Raw genomic sequence first — 16,179 nt, forward strand, 5'->3', positions numbered from 1 at the left:
CCGATCAGGATTGATGACGTTCGTTCCGGCGCGTGAGACGACGCGGCGAGGATTCCTTGAGCGACTTTCCACGGCCAGACAGACTCGGATTCGTCATGAAGTAGTTGTGGACGTTGAAAGGCTCCTCGCCCTTCGCGGTCTTCATACGCGTTGAAGACCCATCCGGCAACAACTGCCAGCTCTGCTCATTGTCCTTCAGGTTCGCGACCATGATCTGTTCGAGAACCTGCTGATGCACCGTCGGATTTTGCAGCGGACACAGCACCTCGACGCGGCGGTCGAGGTTGCGCGGCATCATGTCGGCGGACGAGATATACACAGCCGCTTTCGCGCTCGGCAGTCCCTGGCCCATGCCGAAGCAGTAGATTCGGCCATGTTCCAGGAAGCGGCCGATGATCGACTTGACGCGGATGTTCTCCGACAGACCGGGAATGCCGGGCCTGAGGCAGCAGATGCCGCGCACCACCAGCTCGACCTGGACACCGGCCTGCGAGGCCTCGTAGAGCGCGTCGATGATGTCGGGATCGACCAGCGCGTTCATCTTCATCCAGACTGCGCCGGGACGGCCATGCCGCGCATGTGCGGTCTCGCCCTGGATGTGCTCGATGATGCGCTTGCGCAAGGTCAGCGGCGACACCGCCATCTTTTCCAAATCGCTCGGTGCTGCATAGCCGGTGATGAAATTGAACACGCGGGCGGCATCGCGGCCGATCGTCGGGTCCGAGGTGAAGTAGGAGAGGTCGGTGTAGATGCGCGCGGTGACCGGGTGATAATTGCCGGTGCCGGTATGGACGTAAGTCGTCAGGCTGCCGCCCTCGCGGCGCACCACCATCGAGAGCTTCGCGTGCGTCTTCAATTCGAGGAAGCCGTAGACGACCTGCACGCCGGCGCGTTCGAGATCGCGGGCCCAGCGGATGTTGGCTTCTTCGTCGAACCGCGCTTTCAGCTCGATCAGCGCGGTGACTGATTTGCCGGCTTCGGCCGCTTCGGCCAGCGCGCGCACGATCGGTGAATTGTTGGAGGTGCGGTAGAGCGTCTGCTTGATCGCAACGACGTCGGGGTCGCGCGTGGCCTGCTGCAGGAATTGCACGACGACGTCGAACGACTCGTAGGGATGGTGGACGATGAGGTCCTTTTGCCGGATCGCGGCGAAGATGTCGCCGCCATGCTCGCGCACGCGTTCGGGGTGGCGCGGCACGTAAGGGGTGAATTCGAGGTCGGGCCGGTCGAGGCGGGTGAGCTGCGAGAGCTCGTTCATCGCCTGCACGCCGTCGACCAGGAAGATCTCGTCGTCGGCGGCGGAGAGCGCGTGCTGCACGAAGCTGCGCAGCTGCTCCGGCATCTTGGCGTCGATCTCGAGCCGGATCACCGATCCGCGGCGGCGGCGCTTCAGCGCGGTCTCGAACAGGCGGACGAGATCTTCGGCCTCCTCCTCGATTTCGAGCTCGGAGTCGCGGATGATCCGGAAGGCGCCTTGGCCGTGCAGATTGTAGCCGGGGAACAGGCGGTTGATGAACAGGGCGGTGGCCTGCTCCAGCGAGATCAGGCGCACCGTGCCATCCGCTGGCAGGCGGATGAAGCGGTCGATCTTGCCGGGCATGCGGATCAGCGCGTTCATCTGCTTGCCGTCGGCGGCGCGCGTGAGCTGCAGCGCGATGGTGAAGCCGAGGCTCGGAATGAACGGGAAGGGGTGGGCCGGATCGATCGCGAGCGGGGTCAGGAGAGGGAACACGTTGTGGAGGAAGTAGTCCTCGATCCAGGTCCGTTCCGCCTTGCTGACGTCCTTGCCGTCCACCAGCACGATGCCGACCTCGGCCAACGTGGCGCGCAGGTCGCGCCAGATCGCCTGCTGGTCGGAGGCGAGCTGGGAGACGGTGCGGTTGATTAGCGCGAGCTGCTCGGACGGCGTCAGGCCGTCGGGGCTGCGCTCGGCGATGCCCTCGCGGACCTGGGCCTTGATGCCGGCGACGCGAACCATGAAGAACTCGTCGAGGTTATTCGCTGAAATCGACAGGAATCGCACCCGCTCCAGCACGGGGTGGCTCGGGTTGACCGATTCCTCCAGGACGCGGCGATTGAAATGCAGCCAGGACAGCTCGCGGTTGATGAACCGCTCGGGACTGGACGCGATGGCCGGAAGGCTCTCGGATTCCGGGGCTTTCTCTTTCGTTTCAACAGCTTGCGCAGAGTCCATCAGAAGTCGGTCCATCCAGTTCACCCCAATTGCGACTCAAGCGCAAAAATCGGCGGGAGCATGTGTTAGAGCGATGACGTTTCGATGACATTGATGTTCCGCCCCCGCGCCGCGTCAAGCGGACTTCGGGGAGGCCTGCGAGCCGGTCAGGCGTCCCGGAGCAGCTCGGCGGCCAGCGCCCGGGTGACGGGACGGCCGAGCCGCAGGGCTTCACTGTCGAGCAGCTCGACGGCCCGCCGGGCGGCGGCCGAGGACCGTTCCAGGCGCGTCGCGAGATAGCCGACCACGCTCTCGTCCACATTGAGCTGGCGGTCGGCGCAGAACTTGACGATGAGGCCGCGGAACAGCTGGTCGTCGGGCGGCATCAGCGCAACCGCCGGAACGGCCCGCAGGCGCGAGCGTAGGTCGCGAAGCTCGATGGGAAGCGCGGCCGGCGCCTCGCGGCCGGTGAACAGGACGTAGGCGCCGTCCTCGCGGGCGAGGTTCATCAGATGAAACAGGGCACGCTCGTCGAAGTCCCCAGCCTTGAGATCCTCGACCACCAGCGCGCCGGTGGCGAGCGCGCCGGGCACGTCCGTCGCGGTCAGCGCATTGCCGGTGGTCGAGCGGGCGCCAGCTTCCTCGGCCCAGATCGCGGCGAGATGGCTCTTGCCGCTTCCCTCCGGGCCCGCCAGCGACATGATCCGGTTCGGCCATTCCGGCCAACCGTCGATGAGGCCGAGACCGGCCGCATTGGCGGGGCCCTCGAGGAAGTTGTCCCGGCTGAGGCTCTCCGCATGCGGAAGCGCAAACGCCAATTGTCGGGGATGAACGCGGCCTGCCACGCTTGCTCTGCTCCATGCCGGCGCGCCGGCCCGCTTGTAGAGATTCGACTTGATGGTGCGGGACTTGGCCTTTTGCTGGGCCGCTTCCCCGCTCATTTGGCCTCGATCGTGCTCATGTGCCGCAGCCACTCGACGAGATAGAGCGACACGGAGGAGAGCGTGAAGACCGTGACGAGACCCATCAGGATGATATCATAAGGCGCGGGCTTGAAGCCGAAGGCAAGCGCCGCCAGCACCAAAGCTGCGAACGCTACTTGTGCCACCGTGTTGAGCTTGGAGACTTTCGACGGCTTCATCTCGACCGGCCGGTCGAACAGCCAGGACACGATCACGGCGGCGACAATCATGATGTCGCGCGAGACCACCAGGATCACGATCCAGCGCGGGATCGCGCCCCAGATGCCGAGCGCCATGTAGATCGAGACCAGCAGCGCTTTGTCGGCGAGCGGATCGAGCAGCGCGCCGAGCTCGCTCGTCATGTTGAAGCGCTTGGCCAAAAAGCCGTCCACGGCATCGCTGATGCCGGCGATCAGGAAGACGGCGAACGCCACCTCCATTTGGCTCGACACGATGGCCCAGACGATGATCGGGACCAGCATGATGCGGCCCAGGGTAATGATATTCGGAATACTCACGCAGCGCTTCCCGGCACCGGTTCTGACCTCAAATCCGGCCCGTGGCAGGCTGAACCGGTTGATATGTCTACATAGTATAGCGGGGAACGCCATGCGAGCCATTGCGCGTCCCCGGAATTCGACGTAACCAGCCGCAAACCCACTGGAAATCGGGCATGACCGACCGCAAAAACGGCCTCACTTACGCCGATTCAGGCGTCGATATCGACGCGGGCAACCGCCTGGTCGACCTGATCAAGCCGATGGTGCGCGCCACGGCGCGGCCGGGCGCCGATGCCGAGATCGGCGGCTTCGGCGGCCTGTTCGACCTCAAGGCGGCCGGCTTCAAGGACCCGGTCCTGGTGGCCGCGACCGACGGCGTCGGCACCAAGGTCAAGATCGCGATCGAGACCGGCCTGCATGGCGGCATCGGCATCGACCTCGTCGCCATGAGCGTCAACGACCTCGTGGTGCAGGGCGCCGAGCCGCTGTTTTTCCTGGACTATTTCGCCTGCGGCAAGCTCGACCCCGAGGCCACGGCCGCCATCGTCGCGGGCGTTGCGGAGGGATGCCGCGAATCCGGCTGCGCTTTGATCGGCGGGGAGACCGCCGAGATGCCCGGCCTCTACAAGGACGGCGATTACGATCTCGGCGGCTTTGCGGTCGGCGCCGCCGAGCGCGGTACCTTGTTGCCGCGCAAGGACATCGCCGCGGGCGACGCCGTGATCGGTCTCGCTTCGTCCGGCGTGCATTCCAACGGCTTCTCGCTGGTCCGCAAGATCGTCGAGCAGTCCGGCCTCGGCTTCTCGGCGCAGGCGCCGTTCGCGCCGGTGATGACGCTCGGCGGCGCGCTGCTGACGCCGACCAGGCTCTACGTCAAATCCTGCCTGCGCGCGATCCGCGAGACCGGCGCGGTGAAGGGGCTTGCCCACATCACCGGCGGCGGCTTCACCGACAACATCCCGCGCGTGCTGCCGAAGCATCTCGGTGTCGGCATCGACCTGGCACGCCTGCCGGTGCTGCCGGTGTTCAAATGGCTGGCGGCGCAAGCCGGCATCGCCGAGCTTGAAATGCTGCGCACCTTCAATTGCGGCATCGGCATGATCGCGATCGTCGAGCCCGACAAGGTCGACAAGGTCGTGGAAGTCTTCACCGACGCCGGCGAGACCGTGGCGCAGCTCGGCACCGTCATTCCCGCCGAGGGCGAGCACCGCGTCGTCTATAACGGCCACCTCGACATGGCACTGTGATGACTGGCGCTGTGATGAAGCGCCGCGTCGCCATTCTGATCTCCGGGCGCGGCTCCAACATGGCCGCGCTGATCAGGGCAGCCGCTGCCGCGGATTTCCCGGCGGAGATCTCGCTCGTCATTTCGAACAAGGCCGATGCGCCCGGACTCGAACGCGCGAGGGCGAGCGGGGTCACGACCGAGGTGATCGAGAGCAAGCCGTTCGGCAAGGACCGCGCCGGCTTCGAGACGGTGCTGCAGGCCGCGCTCGACAAGCACGGCATCGAGCTGATTTGTCTGGGCGGCTTCATGCGCCTGTTCACGGCCGAGTTCACAAAAGCCTGGTACGGGCGGATGCTCAACATCCATCCCTCGCTGTTGCCGTCATTCCCCGGGCTCGACCCGCACGGCCAGGCCCTGCGCGCCGGCGTCAAGCTCTCCGGCGCGACGGTGCACTTCGTCATCCCCGAGACCGACGCCGGCCCGATCGTGATGCAGGGCGCGGTTCCCGTCAGCGACCACGACACGGGAGATACGCTCTCGGAACGAATCCTAGAGGTTGAGCACCGGATCTATCCCGAAGCGCTGCGGCTGCTCGCAACCGGCAAGGTCCGGATCGAGGGCGATGTGTGCAGGACGGACGGCAGCGGGCCCTCGGAGAATTTTCTGATCGCGCCGGTGGTGCACGGCTGATGTCGCCGGAAGACGCCTTGGCGCTTGCTAACACCGAGGTTGTTCGGGTCGGTCAGGCATGCGCGGAAGACCTGATGCTGTCGGGGCAGGCCATCGAGATCGATGAAGGGTGGGTCTTTTTCTACAACACCCGAGAATTCGTCGAGACCGGTAAACCAAGTGCCCGGCTCGCAGGAAACGGCCCCATTTTTGTCGATCGAGACGGCCGCATTCACCAACTTCCAACCTCGATGCCTTGGGAAGAAAGCCTCGAGCGACTTCGGAAGTCGTCGACGTAGATCATCCGCGCGCCCCAAACAAAACCCCCCGGCAGAGCCGGGGGCAACGTCATGATCTCTCGCCTGCGGCGAGAAAGATCAGGAGACCTTGAGATTCTCCGCGGACGACTTGCCGCGGTTCTCCACGAGGTCGAATTCAACCACCTGGTTCTCGTTGAGGGTGGAAAGTCCGGCACGCTCGACGGCGGAGATGTGGACGAACACGTCCTTGTCGCTGCCATTCGGCTTGATGAACCCATAGCCCTTTGTCGGGTTGAACCATTTGACGGTGCCCTTTTGCGGCATCGCTCGTCTCCTCCACTAGATATAAAAACGACGCGGCCGCTTTTTCGCGTGCCACGCCACAAACGGCTCCCGGAAGTCTGTTCGAGTCTTGAGGCGCAATGTCGCGAAACGCACAGCAAACGGTCAATTCCGATTGTGACCGATATTGCAACATGAAATTCGCCGGCTAGCAAGCCGCGCGCGGATTTCAAGACCAAGCCGGGTGCCGTCAAGCGCAAGTTTGCCACCTGTGGCAGCAGAACCACAATCGGTGCAATAGCCTCGGCCGTTATGCGCCAACCGGTTGACCCCTCGTGGCAGTTCGGCACAAATCGTCGCAAGCGCCGCAGACATTGTTGCATTTTTGCGCGCCGCCACTTCGCTTTCGGGATTCATCGTCATGCGCTGCGCCGCGCAGCTCTCCGGGACACGGCAGACGATCGGGCTCACCCGCATCCGCCGGATCGTGGCTGCGCTCGCGATGGCGTTTGCACTGGTCGTGACGATGGCGGCCGTGACGCCCGGCTTCGCGCAAAGCACGCCCACACCGACCCCGACGCCCACGCCGACACCCACGCCGTCACCGACCCCAATTCCGTCGCCGACCTCGACCAATCAAAATCAGTCAGCCGGCAACAGCATGCTCAGTTTCGGCTCGGGCTTCCTGGAGCGGCTCGGCAATCAGGCATCCGGCGGCGTCAACCGTGTGTTCCGCACCAATCCCGGCGGCGGCGGCGCCTCGGCGGCTGCGGAAGATCCGCGCTACCGCACCTGGTTCGAGGGCTATGGCCTTTCGGTCCGCACCGATGCGCAAGGCGACTTCGTCGGCGACAAGCGCAAGACCTTCGGCGGCGTTGCCGGCTTTGGCGCGCGGCTCGCACCCGGCGTCAACATCGGATTCTCCGTCGACCACAGCCACACCGACATCGACGTGCCGCTGGCGCTGCAATCGGCAACCCTCGATCTGACCCAGCTCGGCTTCAGCGGCTCCGTCGACAAGGGCCCGTGGACCTGGGCCTTTGCGGTGGTGCACGGCTTCGGCAAGGTCCATTCCAGCCGCGATACCGGCCTTGGCCTTGCGACCGCGGGCTATCGCGCCGCCGTGGACGGCGCGCTGACCGAGATCAGCTATTACTGGACCAAGGACGAGATGCGCATCGTGCCCAAGGGCGCGCTGGAATATGTGCGCGCCACCAGCGCTGCGTTCCAGGAGACCGGCGGGCTCGATCCGCTCAACGTCGGCTCGTCGGCCCTCTCGCGCGCGCGCGTCATGATCGGGGCCGAGGTCGGCCGCTACTTCATCATCGACCAGAAAATCCTCGACCTCTCGGCCTACGGCAAGTTCGTCGACAATTTCCACCAAGACCTCGGAACCATCCAGGTCAGCCTGGGCGCCCAGAACATCATCGTCCCCGGCATCGGCGAGAGCCGTTACGGCGCGGATGCCGGCGCCTCGGCTTCGCTCAGCCTGACCAACGTGGCGAGGCTCTACGTCAATTACGACGGCAAATTCCGCAAAGAGCTCACCTCGCACCAGGGCACGCTCGGCTTCGAATACAAATGGTGAGTTGACGCTCGCCTGCGTTAAGTCGGCGCCGTCGCCACGTATCCCGCCAGGCCAAAGCCCTCGCGCGCCGCCGTCATCATCGGCACCAGCGCGTTCGGATGGATGAACTCGTCGCGGAAGCAGGGATAGGTCCTGGCGTCGAAGATCTTCTTCAGCCAGTCGACCACGATCTTGTGCCGCTCGGAGCTGCGGAACTCCTTGTGATAGGTGAGCCAGAGATCGGCGTGATGGCTGACGCCGAGATCGACCGCAACGAGCGGCGCACCGAGCGCGATCGACACCGTCGGCAGGAAGCCGATGCCGGCGCCGCGCTCCACCGCGTAGAGCACGCCCACCGACGAATTGGTCTTGATCCCGACGATGCCTTCGAGCGACTTCAGCCCGAGCACGCGGGCATAGGCGCCGTCGTCGACCTGCGGCGCGCTCTGCTTGATGATGCGGTGATTGTTCAATTCGGCGAGCGTTGCCGGCACGCCGTAGAGGCTTTCATACTCCTTGGAGACGAAGGGATAGATGTGGAGGCGGCCGAGCTTGGCGACGATCAGATCGGGATTGGTCGGCGGCTCGAGCTGGATGGCGATATCGGATTCGAGCCGCGCGACGTCGGCCTGCTCCATCGCGCAGCGCAGATCGACCGTGATCTTGCGGTAGGTCTTCTGGAAGTCGATCAGCCGCGGCAGGATCCAGAAATTGCCGGGGCCCTCGGTCACCGCGACGCGAACGGTGCCCGAGGTGTCGTTCGAGGACCGCGCGGCGCGGCGGAAGACGTTGAAGGCATGACGCTCCATATGCGTGACGTCGGCGATCATCGCGGCGCCTTCATCGCTGAGCGTCAGCCCGCTCTGGTCGCGCAGGAACAGCTTGCACCCAATGCTCTCCTCGAGCCGGTCGATGCGGCGCATCAGCGTGGTGGAGGTGAGGCCGAGCTCTTCGGCGGCATTCCGAAAACTTTTAAATTTTGCGCACGCTAAAAACAGCTTCAAATCATCCCAGGACGCGCCCAGGGCTTCTTCACGGTGCTGCATCATCGCAGCACCCCGGTGCAATAACTGCTGCATACTCCTGATCCCCAACCGCTAAGCTCGTCGTAGCGGGGCATGAAAGCCTCGAACGATAGAGGCGCGACATGAGTATGGAAAGGGGCACGTTTGCCGCAAGGCATGATTTCGATGCCTTGCCGTTGAGCCCGGACGTCGACGTCCGCTGTGCGCAATTTTCCGAAATTGGAGCGCTTTCGGAGATGGCGCACCGGCTGGTGCCGGGTGTGCAGATCGGGACGGCGGAGCTTGCCAAATATTACGTCTTCGATCCCCAGAGCATCCTGACATTCAGCCGCAAAGGCAAGCTCGTCGGCGGCATGGCCTTCCTGTTTCTCAATGACCGTGGACATGACGCGCTGCTGCTCGACGAGATTTGCCTCACCGCGCCCGAGACGCGTTATCTCGCATCGGCAGACGAAGACGTCGCTGCCATCTACATCTGGGCGATCGCGGCGACGGGCCGCGGCATCGCCGGTCTCGGCAAGGCCGCGGCTCATCTGCGGCAGATAAGGTTTCGCGGTGCGGATTGCTATGCGCAGCCGTCAACGGTGGCCGGACGCGACATCATGAAGGCGACAGGCTTTGCGCCCGTCCCGAGCTTCCAGCCCGACCTTTGGTGCTACGAGCGGCCCTGGCATCGACAGCCGATGCGCATGCCGGGAGCGGTCATCCAATCAAGGAGCTTTGCAGATGCACGGTACTAGGATTCCAGTCGCCAAGCCCTGTTCCCGCGCCATCACCATCCGCCTCGCGCGCGACCCAAGCGATCTCATGCTGGTGACCGCCATCCGCTCGGCGGTCTACCTCGCCGAGCAGGATTGTCCGTTCGAGGAGGAGTTCGACGGCAACGACATGGTCGCGGCGCATTTCATCGGCTTCGTCGGCAACGAGCCTGCGGGCTGCCTGCGGGTGCGCTTCTTCGGCGATTTCGCCAAGGTGGAGCGGCTTGCGGTGCGTCACCAATATCGGCGCTCGCGCGTCTCGTTCAAGCTGGTTCAGGCCAGTGTCGATTATGTGAAGCGCAAGGGCTTTCGCAAGATCTACGGCCAGGCGCAGGACCGGCTGGTCGATTTCTGGGCCCATTTCGGCGCTAAGCCGCTCGGTCACAACCGCAAGATCACGTTCTCGGATTTCTCCTACACGGAGATGCTGCTGGAGATCGAGCCGGGCCCGGACGCCATCACGCTGGACAGCGATCCCTATGTGATCATTCGTCCCGAGGGCGATTGGGACCGTCCTGGCGTGCTCGATGCCTCGGCCGGGCGGGCGGTGACCTCGCCGCTGCGGGACCTCGCGCTCGCCGACCGCTGAAACCGGTGCAGCTGCGCGCAACTCGATGCTGGTTTCAATGCACGATGATCCGCCGATCCTGGTCTGTGCGGATCTTCAGGTCGAGTACCTGACCCCCGGCCGCCGCCACGTCATCCGCGACGGCGATGTGACGACGGCGCGCTGCCTGGAACTCCTGACGCTGTGGCGCAGCAATCTATGGCCGGTGATGCATCTGAAGCGCATCGCGCAGGCGGCCTGGTTCAATCCGTCATCCAGGCTGACCGATTGGATCGCGGAGACCAGGCCACAACCGGGCGAGATGACGTTCGAGCACCCGCTGCCGTCCGCCTACAGCTCGTCGCGGTTTGGCGGCCACATGTCCGCTATCCGCACCACACGCTGCATCCTGATCGGCTTTTCCCTGGACGAGACCATCCTGGCCACTGCCGTCGAGGGGTTTCACCGCAGTCATCGCTACCATGTGATCACCGACGCGGTGGCTTGCCGGCAGCCGGGCACGGACGATGCCGCGGCCTACCGGGATGCGGTAGTGGATGTCATTGCGAATTTTGCTACAGTCCAGTCCAGCGCCGAACTGATCAGAACCAGCGGCGCCGTTGCGGTGTAGGCGGCCGCGGTCGGTCGATGGGGTTGAGAATTGTCGCGGGGAGACGAGCTCAAGGAGCTGGCGAGCGATCTGTCGCATGCCGCCGAGAAGGCGCGCAGGCTTGGGCTGCCTACCACGGTCTACTTGCTCTCGATGGCGCTGGTGGAGGTGAGGGAAGCCGTTTCCGCCACCGACGAAGCGGACGACGACGGCGCGGCGTGAGAGCTGCCCAGCCGGGTTCTGCGATCCACGGTCCTGTCATATGCGGCTTTGTGCATCGCTGCTGAGCGCTTGCCGCCGACGAATTGGCATTGCAAGTTTTGCGTTGGGGCAATAGCCAAGTACTTGAGACAAGTACTCGCCATCGAGTGATGACGCCGGCCCGCCGGCGGCGTGACGTTTTTAGGGATCATCAAATGTCCATGCTGCCCAATTCGCAAGAGGCCCGGGATGTAGCCTATCAGCTCCATCCCTACACCAATGCGCGCACGCATCAGCAGGCCGGTCCGCTGGTGATCGAGCGCGGCGAGGGGCCTTACGTCTTCGACGCGTCGGGCAAGCGCTATTTCGAAGCGATGGCGGGCCTGTGGAGCGTCGGGCTCGGCTTCAACGAGAAGCGACTGGTCGAGGCGGCGCACAAGCAGATGCAGGCGCTGCCGTTCTACCATACGTTCTCCGCCAAATCGCACGGTCCCTCGATCGACCTCGCCGAGAAGCTGGTCGCGCTCGCGCCGGTGCCCATGAGCAAGGTGTTCTTCACCAATTCCGGCTCGGAAGCGAACGACACCGTGTTGAAGCTGATCGCCTATCGCTCCAATGCGCTCGGCCAACCGCAGCGCAAGAAGGTGATCAGCCGCCTGCGTGCCTATCACGGCGTCACCATCGCATCCGCCAGCCTCACGGGCCTGCCGAACAACCACCGCTCGTTCGACCTGCCGCTGCCGAACATCCTGCATACGGGCTCGCCGCACTTCTACAAGGACGGCGCCCCGGGCGAGAGCGAGGAAGCCTTCGCCACGCGCCGGGCCGAGGAGCTCGACGCCCTGATCCAGAAGGAAGGGCCGGATACGATCGCGGCGTTCTTCGGCGAGCCGGTGATGGGGGCGGGCGGTGTCGTGGTGCCGCCGGCGACCTATTGGGACAAGATCCAGAAGGTCCTGAAGAAGTACGACATCCTCCTGGTCGCCGACGAGGTGATCTGCGGTTTCGGCCGCACTGGCAAGATGTTCGGCTGCGAGACCTACGGCATCAAGCCCGATGCGATCGTCGTCTCCAAGCAGATCACATCGAGCTATTTCCCGCTCTCGGCGATCATCCTGAACGACCGCATGTTCGAGCCGATCGCGGACGAGAGCAACAAGATCGGCGTGCTCGGCCACGGCTTCACCGCGGGCGGCCATCCGGTCGGCTCGGCGATTGCGCTGGAGAACCTCAAGATCATCGAGGAGCGCGGCCTCGTCGCACACGCGGCCGAGCTCGGTGGCTACATGCAGGGCCGCTTGCGTGAACTCGCCAGCCACCCGCTGGTCGGCGAGGTTCGCGGCGTCGGCATGATTGCCGCGCTCGAGCTCGTGCTCGACAAGGCGCGCAAGACCGCCGCCACGACGCCGGGCGCCGTCGGCGGCATCGCCAGCCGCATGCTCCAGGAGCGTGGCGTGATCTCGCGCAACATGCTCGATGCCATCGCCATCTGCCCGCCGCTGATCACGACCAAGACCCAGATCGACGAACTGGTGGACGCGATCTCCGGCGTGCTGAACGACATGAAGAGCGAAGTGGCGAAGCTGACGCCGGCGTAGGGCTCCGTCGCTCTCTCCATCGTCATTGCGAGGAGCTCTTGCGACGAAGCAATCCAGACTGTTTCCGACGAGGGATTCTGGATTGCTTCCCTGAACCTGTCATCGGGCCGCGCTTCGTGCGGACCCGTTGGCTCGCAATGACGGGAAATCGGCGCGACAGCGTGCCCCTACGCCCGCTGCACCCCGATCACGCGGCCTTTCTCGATCGCGAGCGCGAGCTCGCCGCGCTTGAGCTTCAGCGCGGCGTCGCCGAACAGCTCGCGGCGCCAACCGCGCAAGGCGGGCACGTCGGCCTCATCGTCCGCCGCGATCTCTTCGAGATCGTCGACGGTCGCGATCACCTTGCTTGCGACTGCGTGGCGCTCGGCGGTCATCCGCAACAGCACCTTCAACAGCTCGACGATGGCGGCGCCGTTGGAATTGTTGCGCGGTTTCTCCAGCTTGGGCAGCTTCGAGAAGTCCCGCGCCAGCCCGCGCTCGACCGCTGCGATGATGTCCGCGCCCCATTTGGATTTCTCGAACCCCTTCGGCACCGAGCGCAGATGGGCGAGCTTCTCCAGCGTGGTCGGCGCGTGGGTCGCGATGTCGGTGACGGCTTCGTCGCGCAGCACGCGGCCGCGCGGCACGTCGCGGCTCTGCGCCTCCTGTTCGCGCCAGGCCGCGACCTCCATCAGCACCGCGAGGTCCTTGGGCTTGCGGACCCGCGTCTTCAGCCGCTCCCAGGCGCGCTCGGGATGGAAGTCATAGGTGCGGGGCGAGGTCAGGACCTCCATCTCGATGGAGACCCATTCGCTGCGGCGGCGCTTCTTCAGGTCGGCGTCGAGCGCGGCGAACACGTCGCGCAGATGGGTGACGTCGGAGACCGCGTAATGCATCTGCTCCTTGGTTAGCGGCCGGCGCGACCAGTCGGTGAAGCGGTGGGTCTTGTCCGGGCGGTGGCCGGTGACCTTCTCGACCAGCGCGTCATAGGCGATGCTGTCGCCGTAACCGAGCACCATCGCAGCCACCTGGGTGTCGAACACCGGGTGCGGGATGATGCCCGCCTGGTGCCAGATGATCTCAATGTCCTGGCGGGCGGCGTGAAACACCTTGAGCACGCCCTCGTTGCCCATCAGCTCGAAGAACGGCTTGAGATCGATCCCCTCGGCCAGGGTGTCGATGACCACGGCTTCCTCGGCGCTGGCCATCTGCACCACGCACAGCAGCGGGTAGTAAGTGGTCTCGCGCAGGAATTCGGTATCGACTGTTATGACGGGGTGCTTGGCCAGCCGGCTGCAGGCAGCCGCGAGGTCAGCGGTGGTGGTAATTAAATCCATGAACGGCCCATGACACTTGGTATCAGCCGTTCCGCCGAAAGTGCTGTGATGTCAAGGGGCTCTAAGCGAATTCGAGCCTTGCATCGGGCCGGAATCGTCTCTTTCCGACGAAATTCCTATTCGTAACGGATCCGGTCCGAGGATTTGCGGGCGCAGGGCAGCGCCACCACGATCACGCACATGGCGACCAAGGCCAATCCCAGGAACTCGAAAACCAACAGATCCACGGCGAAATCTCCAGAAACATTGATAGATTTGTCGGGGGTGCGTTGAGGGTCTGTTAATTGCGATGGTTACCGGCGGCGGGCCGGGGCGGATGGTGGACGAGGAGTTAATTGGGCGCAGCCATGGTCACGTCATCAGCTTCGGCAAGCCGGTCGCGAGGATGTCCACGGCAGCGCGCACCTTCGGCGGCAGCCGGGGTGAGCGCGGCCAGAGAGCGTGGCACTCGTAGAGGAATTGGGGCTGATTGCTGAAGAGATTGACCAGCGCACCCGTGTCGAGGCGTTCGCGGACCAGCCAATAGGGTAGCCAGGCGAGACCCATGCCTTGTGCCGCGGCATCGGCAATCGCCTCCAGGTCGTCGAGTCGGAGCCGGCCCGATGGCATGATCTCGCGCTGAGGCCCGCCGTCCTGCGGAAAGAGCCAGGGCCGGACACGCCCTGAGCCGCGATAGATGATCGCTTGATGGGCGGCGAGGTCGTCGAGCGATTTCGGCCTGCCGCTCGTGCGCAAATACGACCGCGCGCCACATACCACCATGCGCTGGCTTGCGATGCGCCGTGCGATCAGGCCGGACTGGTCGTCGAGATCGCCGGTTCGGATTGCCAGATCGTAGCCGGCCTCGACGATGTCGGCAATCGGATCGCCGAACGAGAGGTCGAGTTCGAGATGCGGATATTTCCGCGCGAGCTTGATCAGCAACGGCGCAATGCAGTGCCGTCCCAGCAGGGCCGGCATGGTGACGCGCAGCCTGCCGCGCGGCTCCGACAACTGGTCGGCAACGACGCTATCTGCGGCTTCGGCCTCGCTCAGCACCGCGCGGCAGCGTTCGTAGTAGGCTTGGCCGGCGTCGGTCAGGCTCTGGCGCCGCGTGGTGCGGTTGAGGAGCCGTGCCCCGAGGCGCTCTTCGAGGGAACGGACGTGCTTGCCGACCATCGGCCCCGACATCTCCAGGGCATCGGCCGCAGCCGCGAACGAGCCGAGATCGACGGCCCTGACGAAGACGGCCATGCTGGTCAGGCGATCCATGATTGAAAACTCCTGGTTTCGACTGTTGGCTTGCTTGGGCGATTTATCCTCTTCGCACGGATCGGCATAGCTCTATTCAGTTCAACTGTTTTGGAGTGCATCCATGGCCCGCGCCGTTCGCTTTCATCACCATGGCGGTCCCGACGTGCTGCGCATCGAAGCCATCGATGTTCCGCCACCGGCGACGGGCGAGGTGCAGATCCGGGTCAAGTCACTCGGCCTCAATCGCGCCGAGGCCTTGTTGCGAGGGGGGACCTATATCGAGCGCGCGACATTTCCATCTGGGCTGGGTCTCGAGGCGGCCGGCATCGTCGAAGCGGTCGGGGACGATGTGACGAGCTTTGTGCCGGGCGATATCGTGAGCATCGTGCCGCCGCTGTCGATGGTAAGATGGCCGGCCTATGCCGAGCTCGCGAACTTTCCGGCCGAACTCGTCGTGAAACATCCGCCGGAGCTCGGCTTCAAGAAGGCGGCGGCCGTTTGGATGCAGTATCTGACGGCCTACGGCGCTTTGGTCGACATCGCCCGGCTTGGTCGAGGGGACATCGTCGCCATCACCGCTGCATCCAGCAGCGTCGGGATTGCGGCGATTCAGATTGCGAACCGGGTCGGCGCGACGGCGGTCGCGGTGACGCGGACCTCGGCCAAGCTTGGGGCCTTGCGCGATGCCGGCGCGGCCCATGTCGTCGCCTCGGACGAAGACGACATTCGGGCGCGGCTGGAGGCGATCGCCGGATCTAACGGGGTCCGCGTCGTCTTCGACGCCGTCGGTGGTCCCGCGTTCGAGCCGCTGACCGCGACCATGTCGCCGGGCGGAATCCTGATCGAATATGGTGGATTGAGTCCTGAGCCGACGCCGTTTCCGCTCTTCAACGTGTTGACGAAGAGCCTGGTATTGCGCGGCTACCTCGTGCACGAGATCATCCGCGATCCGGCGCGCCTTGCGCAGGCCAAGGCGTTCATTCTCGACGGGCTGTCGGATCGCACGTTGCAGCCGGTCATCGCCAGGACGTTCCGCTTCGAGGACATCGTCGAAGCGCATCGCTTCCTGGAATCGAACGATCAGTTCGGTAAGATCGTGGTGACGATCTGATGAAGTGTCTTTCGTGAGCGGTGCTTCGTAGGGTGGGGCAAAGCGAAGCGTGCCCACCATCGATCAACAGAGTTGAGAGGTAGACGGTGGGCACGGCGCTATGCGCCTTTGCCCACCCTACGAGATGCGTATTCGGTTC

The 16,179-nt window shown here is 64.5% G+C and carries 18 protein-coding genes; 10 read left to right on the forward strand and 8 right to left on the reverse strand.

The features are described from left to right. Window positions 1-4 precede the first annotated feature (4 nt). The 3 genes from ACVWYQ_RS02415 to ACVWYQ_RS02425 all read right to left on the reverse strand — a co-directional run bounded on the left by ACVWYQ_RS02415 (window position 5) and on the right by ACVWYQ_RS02425 (window position 3,653). A complete protein-coding gene (locus ACVWYQ_RS02415; protein WP_198399804.1) occupies window positions 5-2,194 on the reverse strand; it encodes an RNA degradosome polyphosphate kinase in 2,190 nt (729 codons plus the stop codon). Window positions 2,195-2,340: 146 nt separating this feature from the next. After that, window positions 2,341-3,018: a P-loop NTPase family protein gene (locus ACVWYQ_RS02420; RefSeq protein ID WP_271547270.1), complete on the reverse strand. Its 678-nt coding sequence runs from the start codon at window positions 3,016-3,018 to the stop codon at window positions 2,341-2,343. Between the two features lie 92 nt (window positions 3,019-3,110). After that, a complete protein-coding gene (locus tag ACVWYQ_RS02425) occupies window positions 3,111-3,653 on the reverse strand; it encodes a CDP-alcohol phosphatidyltransferase family protein (RefSeq protein WP_025035876.1) in 543 nt (180 codons plus the stop codon). A gap of 155 nt (window positions 3,654-3,808) precedes the next feature. Between ACVWYQ_RS02425 and purM the strand changes: the two genes are divergently transcribed. From purM to ACVWYQ_RS02440, 3 genes are read left to right on the forward strand one after another with little or no spacing between them, the layout of a single operon-like run. Then, window positions 3,809-4,882, forward strand: a complete 1,074-nt coding sequence (gene purM, locus ACVWYQ_RS02430) for a phosphoribosylformylglycinamidine cyclo-ligase (RefSeq protein ID WP_271546974.1) — start codon at window positions 3,809-3,811, stop codon at window positions 4,880-4,882. A 14-nt stretch (window positions 4,883-4,896) separates the two neighbouring features. After that, window positions 4,897-5,553, forward strand: coding sequence for a phosphoribosylglycinamide formyltransferase (gene purN / locus ACVWYQ_RS02435; protein WP_271546972.1), 657 nt, complete (start codon window positions 4,897-4,899; stop codon window positions 5,551-5,553). Next, window positions 5,553-5,831 (forward strand): YrhB domain-containing protein, encoded by a 279-nt coding sequence (locus ACVWYQ_RS02440; protein ID WP_271546970.1) that lies wholly within the window; start codon window positions 5,553-5,555, stop codon window positions 5,829-5,831. The genes purN and ACVWYQ_RS02440 overlap by 1 nt, the downstream gene beginning before the upstream one ends. A gap of 78 nt (window positions 5,832-5,909) precedes the next feature. Here the strand turns inward: ACVWYQ_RS02440 and ACVWYQ_RS02445 are convergent, their stop codons facing one another. Both ACVWYQ_RS02445 and ACVWYQ_RS02450 read right to left on the reverse strand, forming a co-directional pair. Next, complete coding sequence (locus tag ACVWYQ_RS02445) at window positions 5,910-6,116, reverse strand: cold-shock protein (RefSeq protein WP_027576280.1); 207 nt, start codon at window positions 6,114-6,116, stop codon at window positions 5,910-5,912. Window positions 6,117-6,239: 123 nt separating this feature from the next. Continuing rightward, window positions 6,240-6,497, reverse strand: a complete 258-nt coding sequence (locus tag ACVWYQ_RS02450) for a hypothetical protein (protein ID WP_271546968.1) — start codon at window positions 6,495-6,497, stop codon at window positions 6,240-6,242. On the opposite strand from ACVWYQ_RS02450, the gene ACVWYQ_RS02455 reads away from it, so the two are divergent. Then, a complete protein-coding gene (locus tag ACVWYQ_RS02455) occupies window positions 6,496-7,662 on the forward strand; it encodes an autotransporter outer membrane beta-barrel domain-containing protein (protein ID WP_271546966.1) in 1,167 nt (388 codons plus the stop codon). The genes ACVWYQ_RS02450 and ACVWYQ_RS02455 overlap by 2 nt on opposite strands. A gap of 17 nt (window positions 7,663-7,679) precedes the next feature. On the opposite strand, the gene ACVWYQ_RS02460 is transcribed toward ACVWYQ_RS02455, so the two are convergent. After that, window positions 7,680-8,720, reverse strand: a complete 1,041-nt coding sequence (locus ACVWYQ_RS02460; protein WP_036000552.1) for a LysR family transcriptional regulator — start codon at window positions 8,718-8,720, stop codon at window positions 7,680-7,682. 68 nt (window positions 8,721-8,788) lie between these two features. On the opposite strand from ACVWYQ_RS02460, the gene ACVWYQ_RS02465 reads away from it, so the two are divergent. The 5 genes from ACVWYQ_RS02465 to ACVWYQ_RS02485 all read left to right on the forward strand — a co-directional run bounded on the left by ACVWYQ_RS02465 (window position 8,789) and on the right by ACVWYQ_RS02485 (window position 12,380). Further along, window positions 8,789-9,406: a hypothetical protein gene (locus ACVWYQ_RS02465; protein WP_198399794.1), complete on the forward strand. Its 618-nt coding sequence runs from the start codon at window positions 8,789-8,791 to the stop codon at window positions 9,404-9,406. Then, window positions 9,393-10,013 carry a GNAT family N-acetyltransferase gene (locus ACVWYQ_RS02470; protein WP_036000546.1) on the forward strand — a complete coding sequence of 207 codons (621 nt, stop codon included), beginning with the start codon at window positions 9,393-9,395 and terminating at the stop codon, window positions 10,011-10,013. Before ACVWYQ_RS02465 ends, ACVWYQ_RS02470 begins: the two co-directional genes overlap by 14 nt. 25 nt (window positions 10,014-10,038) lie before the next feature. Further along, window positions 10,039-10,602, forward strand: coding sequence for an isochorismatase family protein (locus tag ACVWYQ_RS02475; protein WP_271546963.1), 564 nt, complete (start codon window positions 10,039-10,041; stop codon window positions 10,600-10,602). A 30-nt stretch (window positions 10,603-10,632) separates the two neighbouring features. Continuing rightward, window positions 10,633-10,803 (forward strand): hypothetical protein, encoded by a 171-nt coding sequence (locus tag ACVWYQ_RS02480; protein WP_271546961.1) that lies wholly within the window; start codon window positions 10,633-10,635, stop codon window positions 10,801-10,803. Between the two features lie 194 nt (window positions 10,804-10,997). Next, window positions 10,998-12,380: an aspartate aminotransferase family protein gene (locus ACVWYQ_RS02485; protein ID WP_225171261.1), complete on the forward strand. Its 1,383-nt coding sequence runs from the start codon at window positions 10,998-11,000 to the stop codon at window positions 12,378-12,380. A 167-nt stretch (window positions 12,381-12,547) separates the two neighbouring features. On the opposite strand, the gene rnd is transcribed toward ACVWYQ_RS02485, so the two are convergent. Then, a complete protein-coding gene (rnd, locus tag ACVWYQ_RS02490; RefSeq protein ID WP_036000537.1) occupies window positions 12,548-13,696 on the reverse strand; it encodes a ribonuclease D in 1,149 nt (382 codons plus the stop codon). Between the two features lie 351 nt (window positions 13,697-14,047). Beyond that, a complete protein-coding gene (locus tag ACVWYQ_RS02495) occupies window positions 14,048-14,947 on the reverse strand; it encodes a LysR family transcriptional regulator (protein ID WP_271546958.1) in 900 nt (299 codons plus the stop codon). A gap of 103 nt (window positions 14,948-15,050) precedes the next feature. Between ACVWYQ_RS02495 and ACVWYQ_RS02500 the strand changes: the two genes are divergently transcribed. After that, complete coding sequence (locus ACVWYQ_RS02500; RefSeq protein ID WP_271546956.1) at window positions 15,051-16,040, forward strand: zinc-dependent alcohol dehydrogenase family protein; 990 nt, start codon at window positions 15,051-15,053, stop codon at window positions 16,038-16,040. Window positions 16,041-16,179: the final 139 nt, after the last annotated feature.

The sequence above is a fragment of the Bradyrhizobium sp. USDA 3397 genome (assembly GCF_054060965.1).

Bases quoted from the DNA above. Each gene is read 5' to 3' on its own strand.
- ACVWYQ_RS02415 (WP_198399804.1), bottom strand. From the start codon at position 2,194: ATGGACTCTGCGCAAGCTGTTGAAACGAAAGAGAAAGCCCCGGAATCC.
- purM (WP_271546974.1), top strand. From the start codon at position 3,809: ATGACCGACCGCAAAAACGGCCTCACTTACGCCGATTCAGGCGTCGAT.
- purN (WP_271546972.1), top strand. From the start codon at position 4,897: ATGAAGCGCCGCGTCGCCATTCTGATCTCCGGGCGCGGCTCCAACATG.
- ACVWYQ_RS02440 (WP_271546970.1), top strand. From the start codon at position 5,553: ATGTCGCCGGAAGACGCCTTGGCGCTTGCTAACACCGAGGTTGTTCGG.
- ACVWYQ_RS02445 (WP_027576280.1), bottom strand. From the start codon at position 6,116: ATGCCGCAAAAGGGCACCGTCAAATGGTTCAACCCGACAAAGGGCTAT.
- ACVWYQ_RS02455 (WP_271546966.1), top strand. From the start codon at position 6,496: ATGCGCTGCGCCGCGCAGCTCTCCGGGACACGGCAGACGATCGGGCTC.
- ACVWYQ_RS02450 (WP_271546968.1), bottom strand. From the start codon at position 6,497: ATGACGATGAATCCCGAAAGCGAAGTGGCGGCGCGCAAAAATGCAACA.
- ACVWYQ_RS02460 (WP_036000552.1), bottom strand. From the start codon at position 8,720: ATGCAGCAGTTATTGCACCGGGGTGCTGCGATGATGCAGCACCGTGAA.
- ACVWYQ_RS02465 (WP_198399794.1), top strand. From the start codon at position 8,789: ATGAGTATGGAAAGGGGCACGTTTGCCGCAAGGCATGATTTCGATGCC.
- ACVWYQ_RS02470 (WP_036000546.1), top strand. From the start codon at position 9,393: ATGCACGGTACTAGGATTCCAGTCGCCAAGCCCTGTTCCCGCGCCATC.
- ACVWYQ_RS02475 (WP_271546963.1), top strand. From the start codon at position 10,039: ATGCTGGTTTCAATGCACGATGATCCGCCGATCCTGGTCTGTGCGGAT.
- ACVWYQ_RS02485 (WP_225171261.1), top strand. From the start codon at position 10,998: ATGTCCATGCTGCCCAATTCGCAAGAGGCCCGGGATGTAGCCTATCAG.
- rnd (WP_036000537.1), bottom strand. From the start codon at position 13,696: ATGGATTTAATTACCACCACCGCTGACCTCGCGGCTGCCTGCAGCCGG.
- ACVWYQ_RS02495 (WP_271546958.1), bottom strand. From the start codon at position 14,947: ATGGATCGCCTGACCAGCATGGCCGTCTTCGTCAGGGCCGTCGATCTC.
- ACVWYQ_RS02500 (WP_271546956.1), top strand. From the start codon at position 15,051: ATGGCCCGCGCCGTTCGCTTTCATCACCATGGCGGTCCCGACGTGCTG.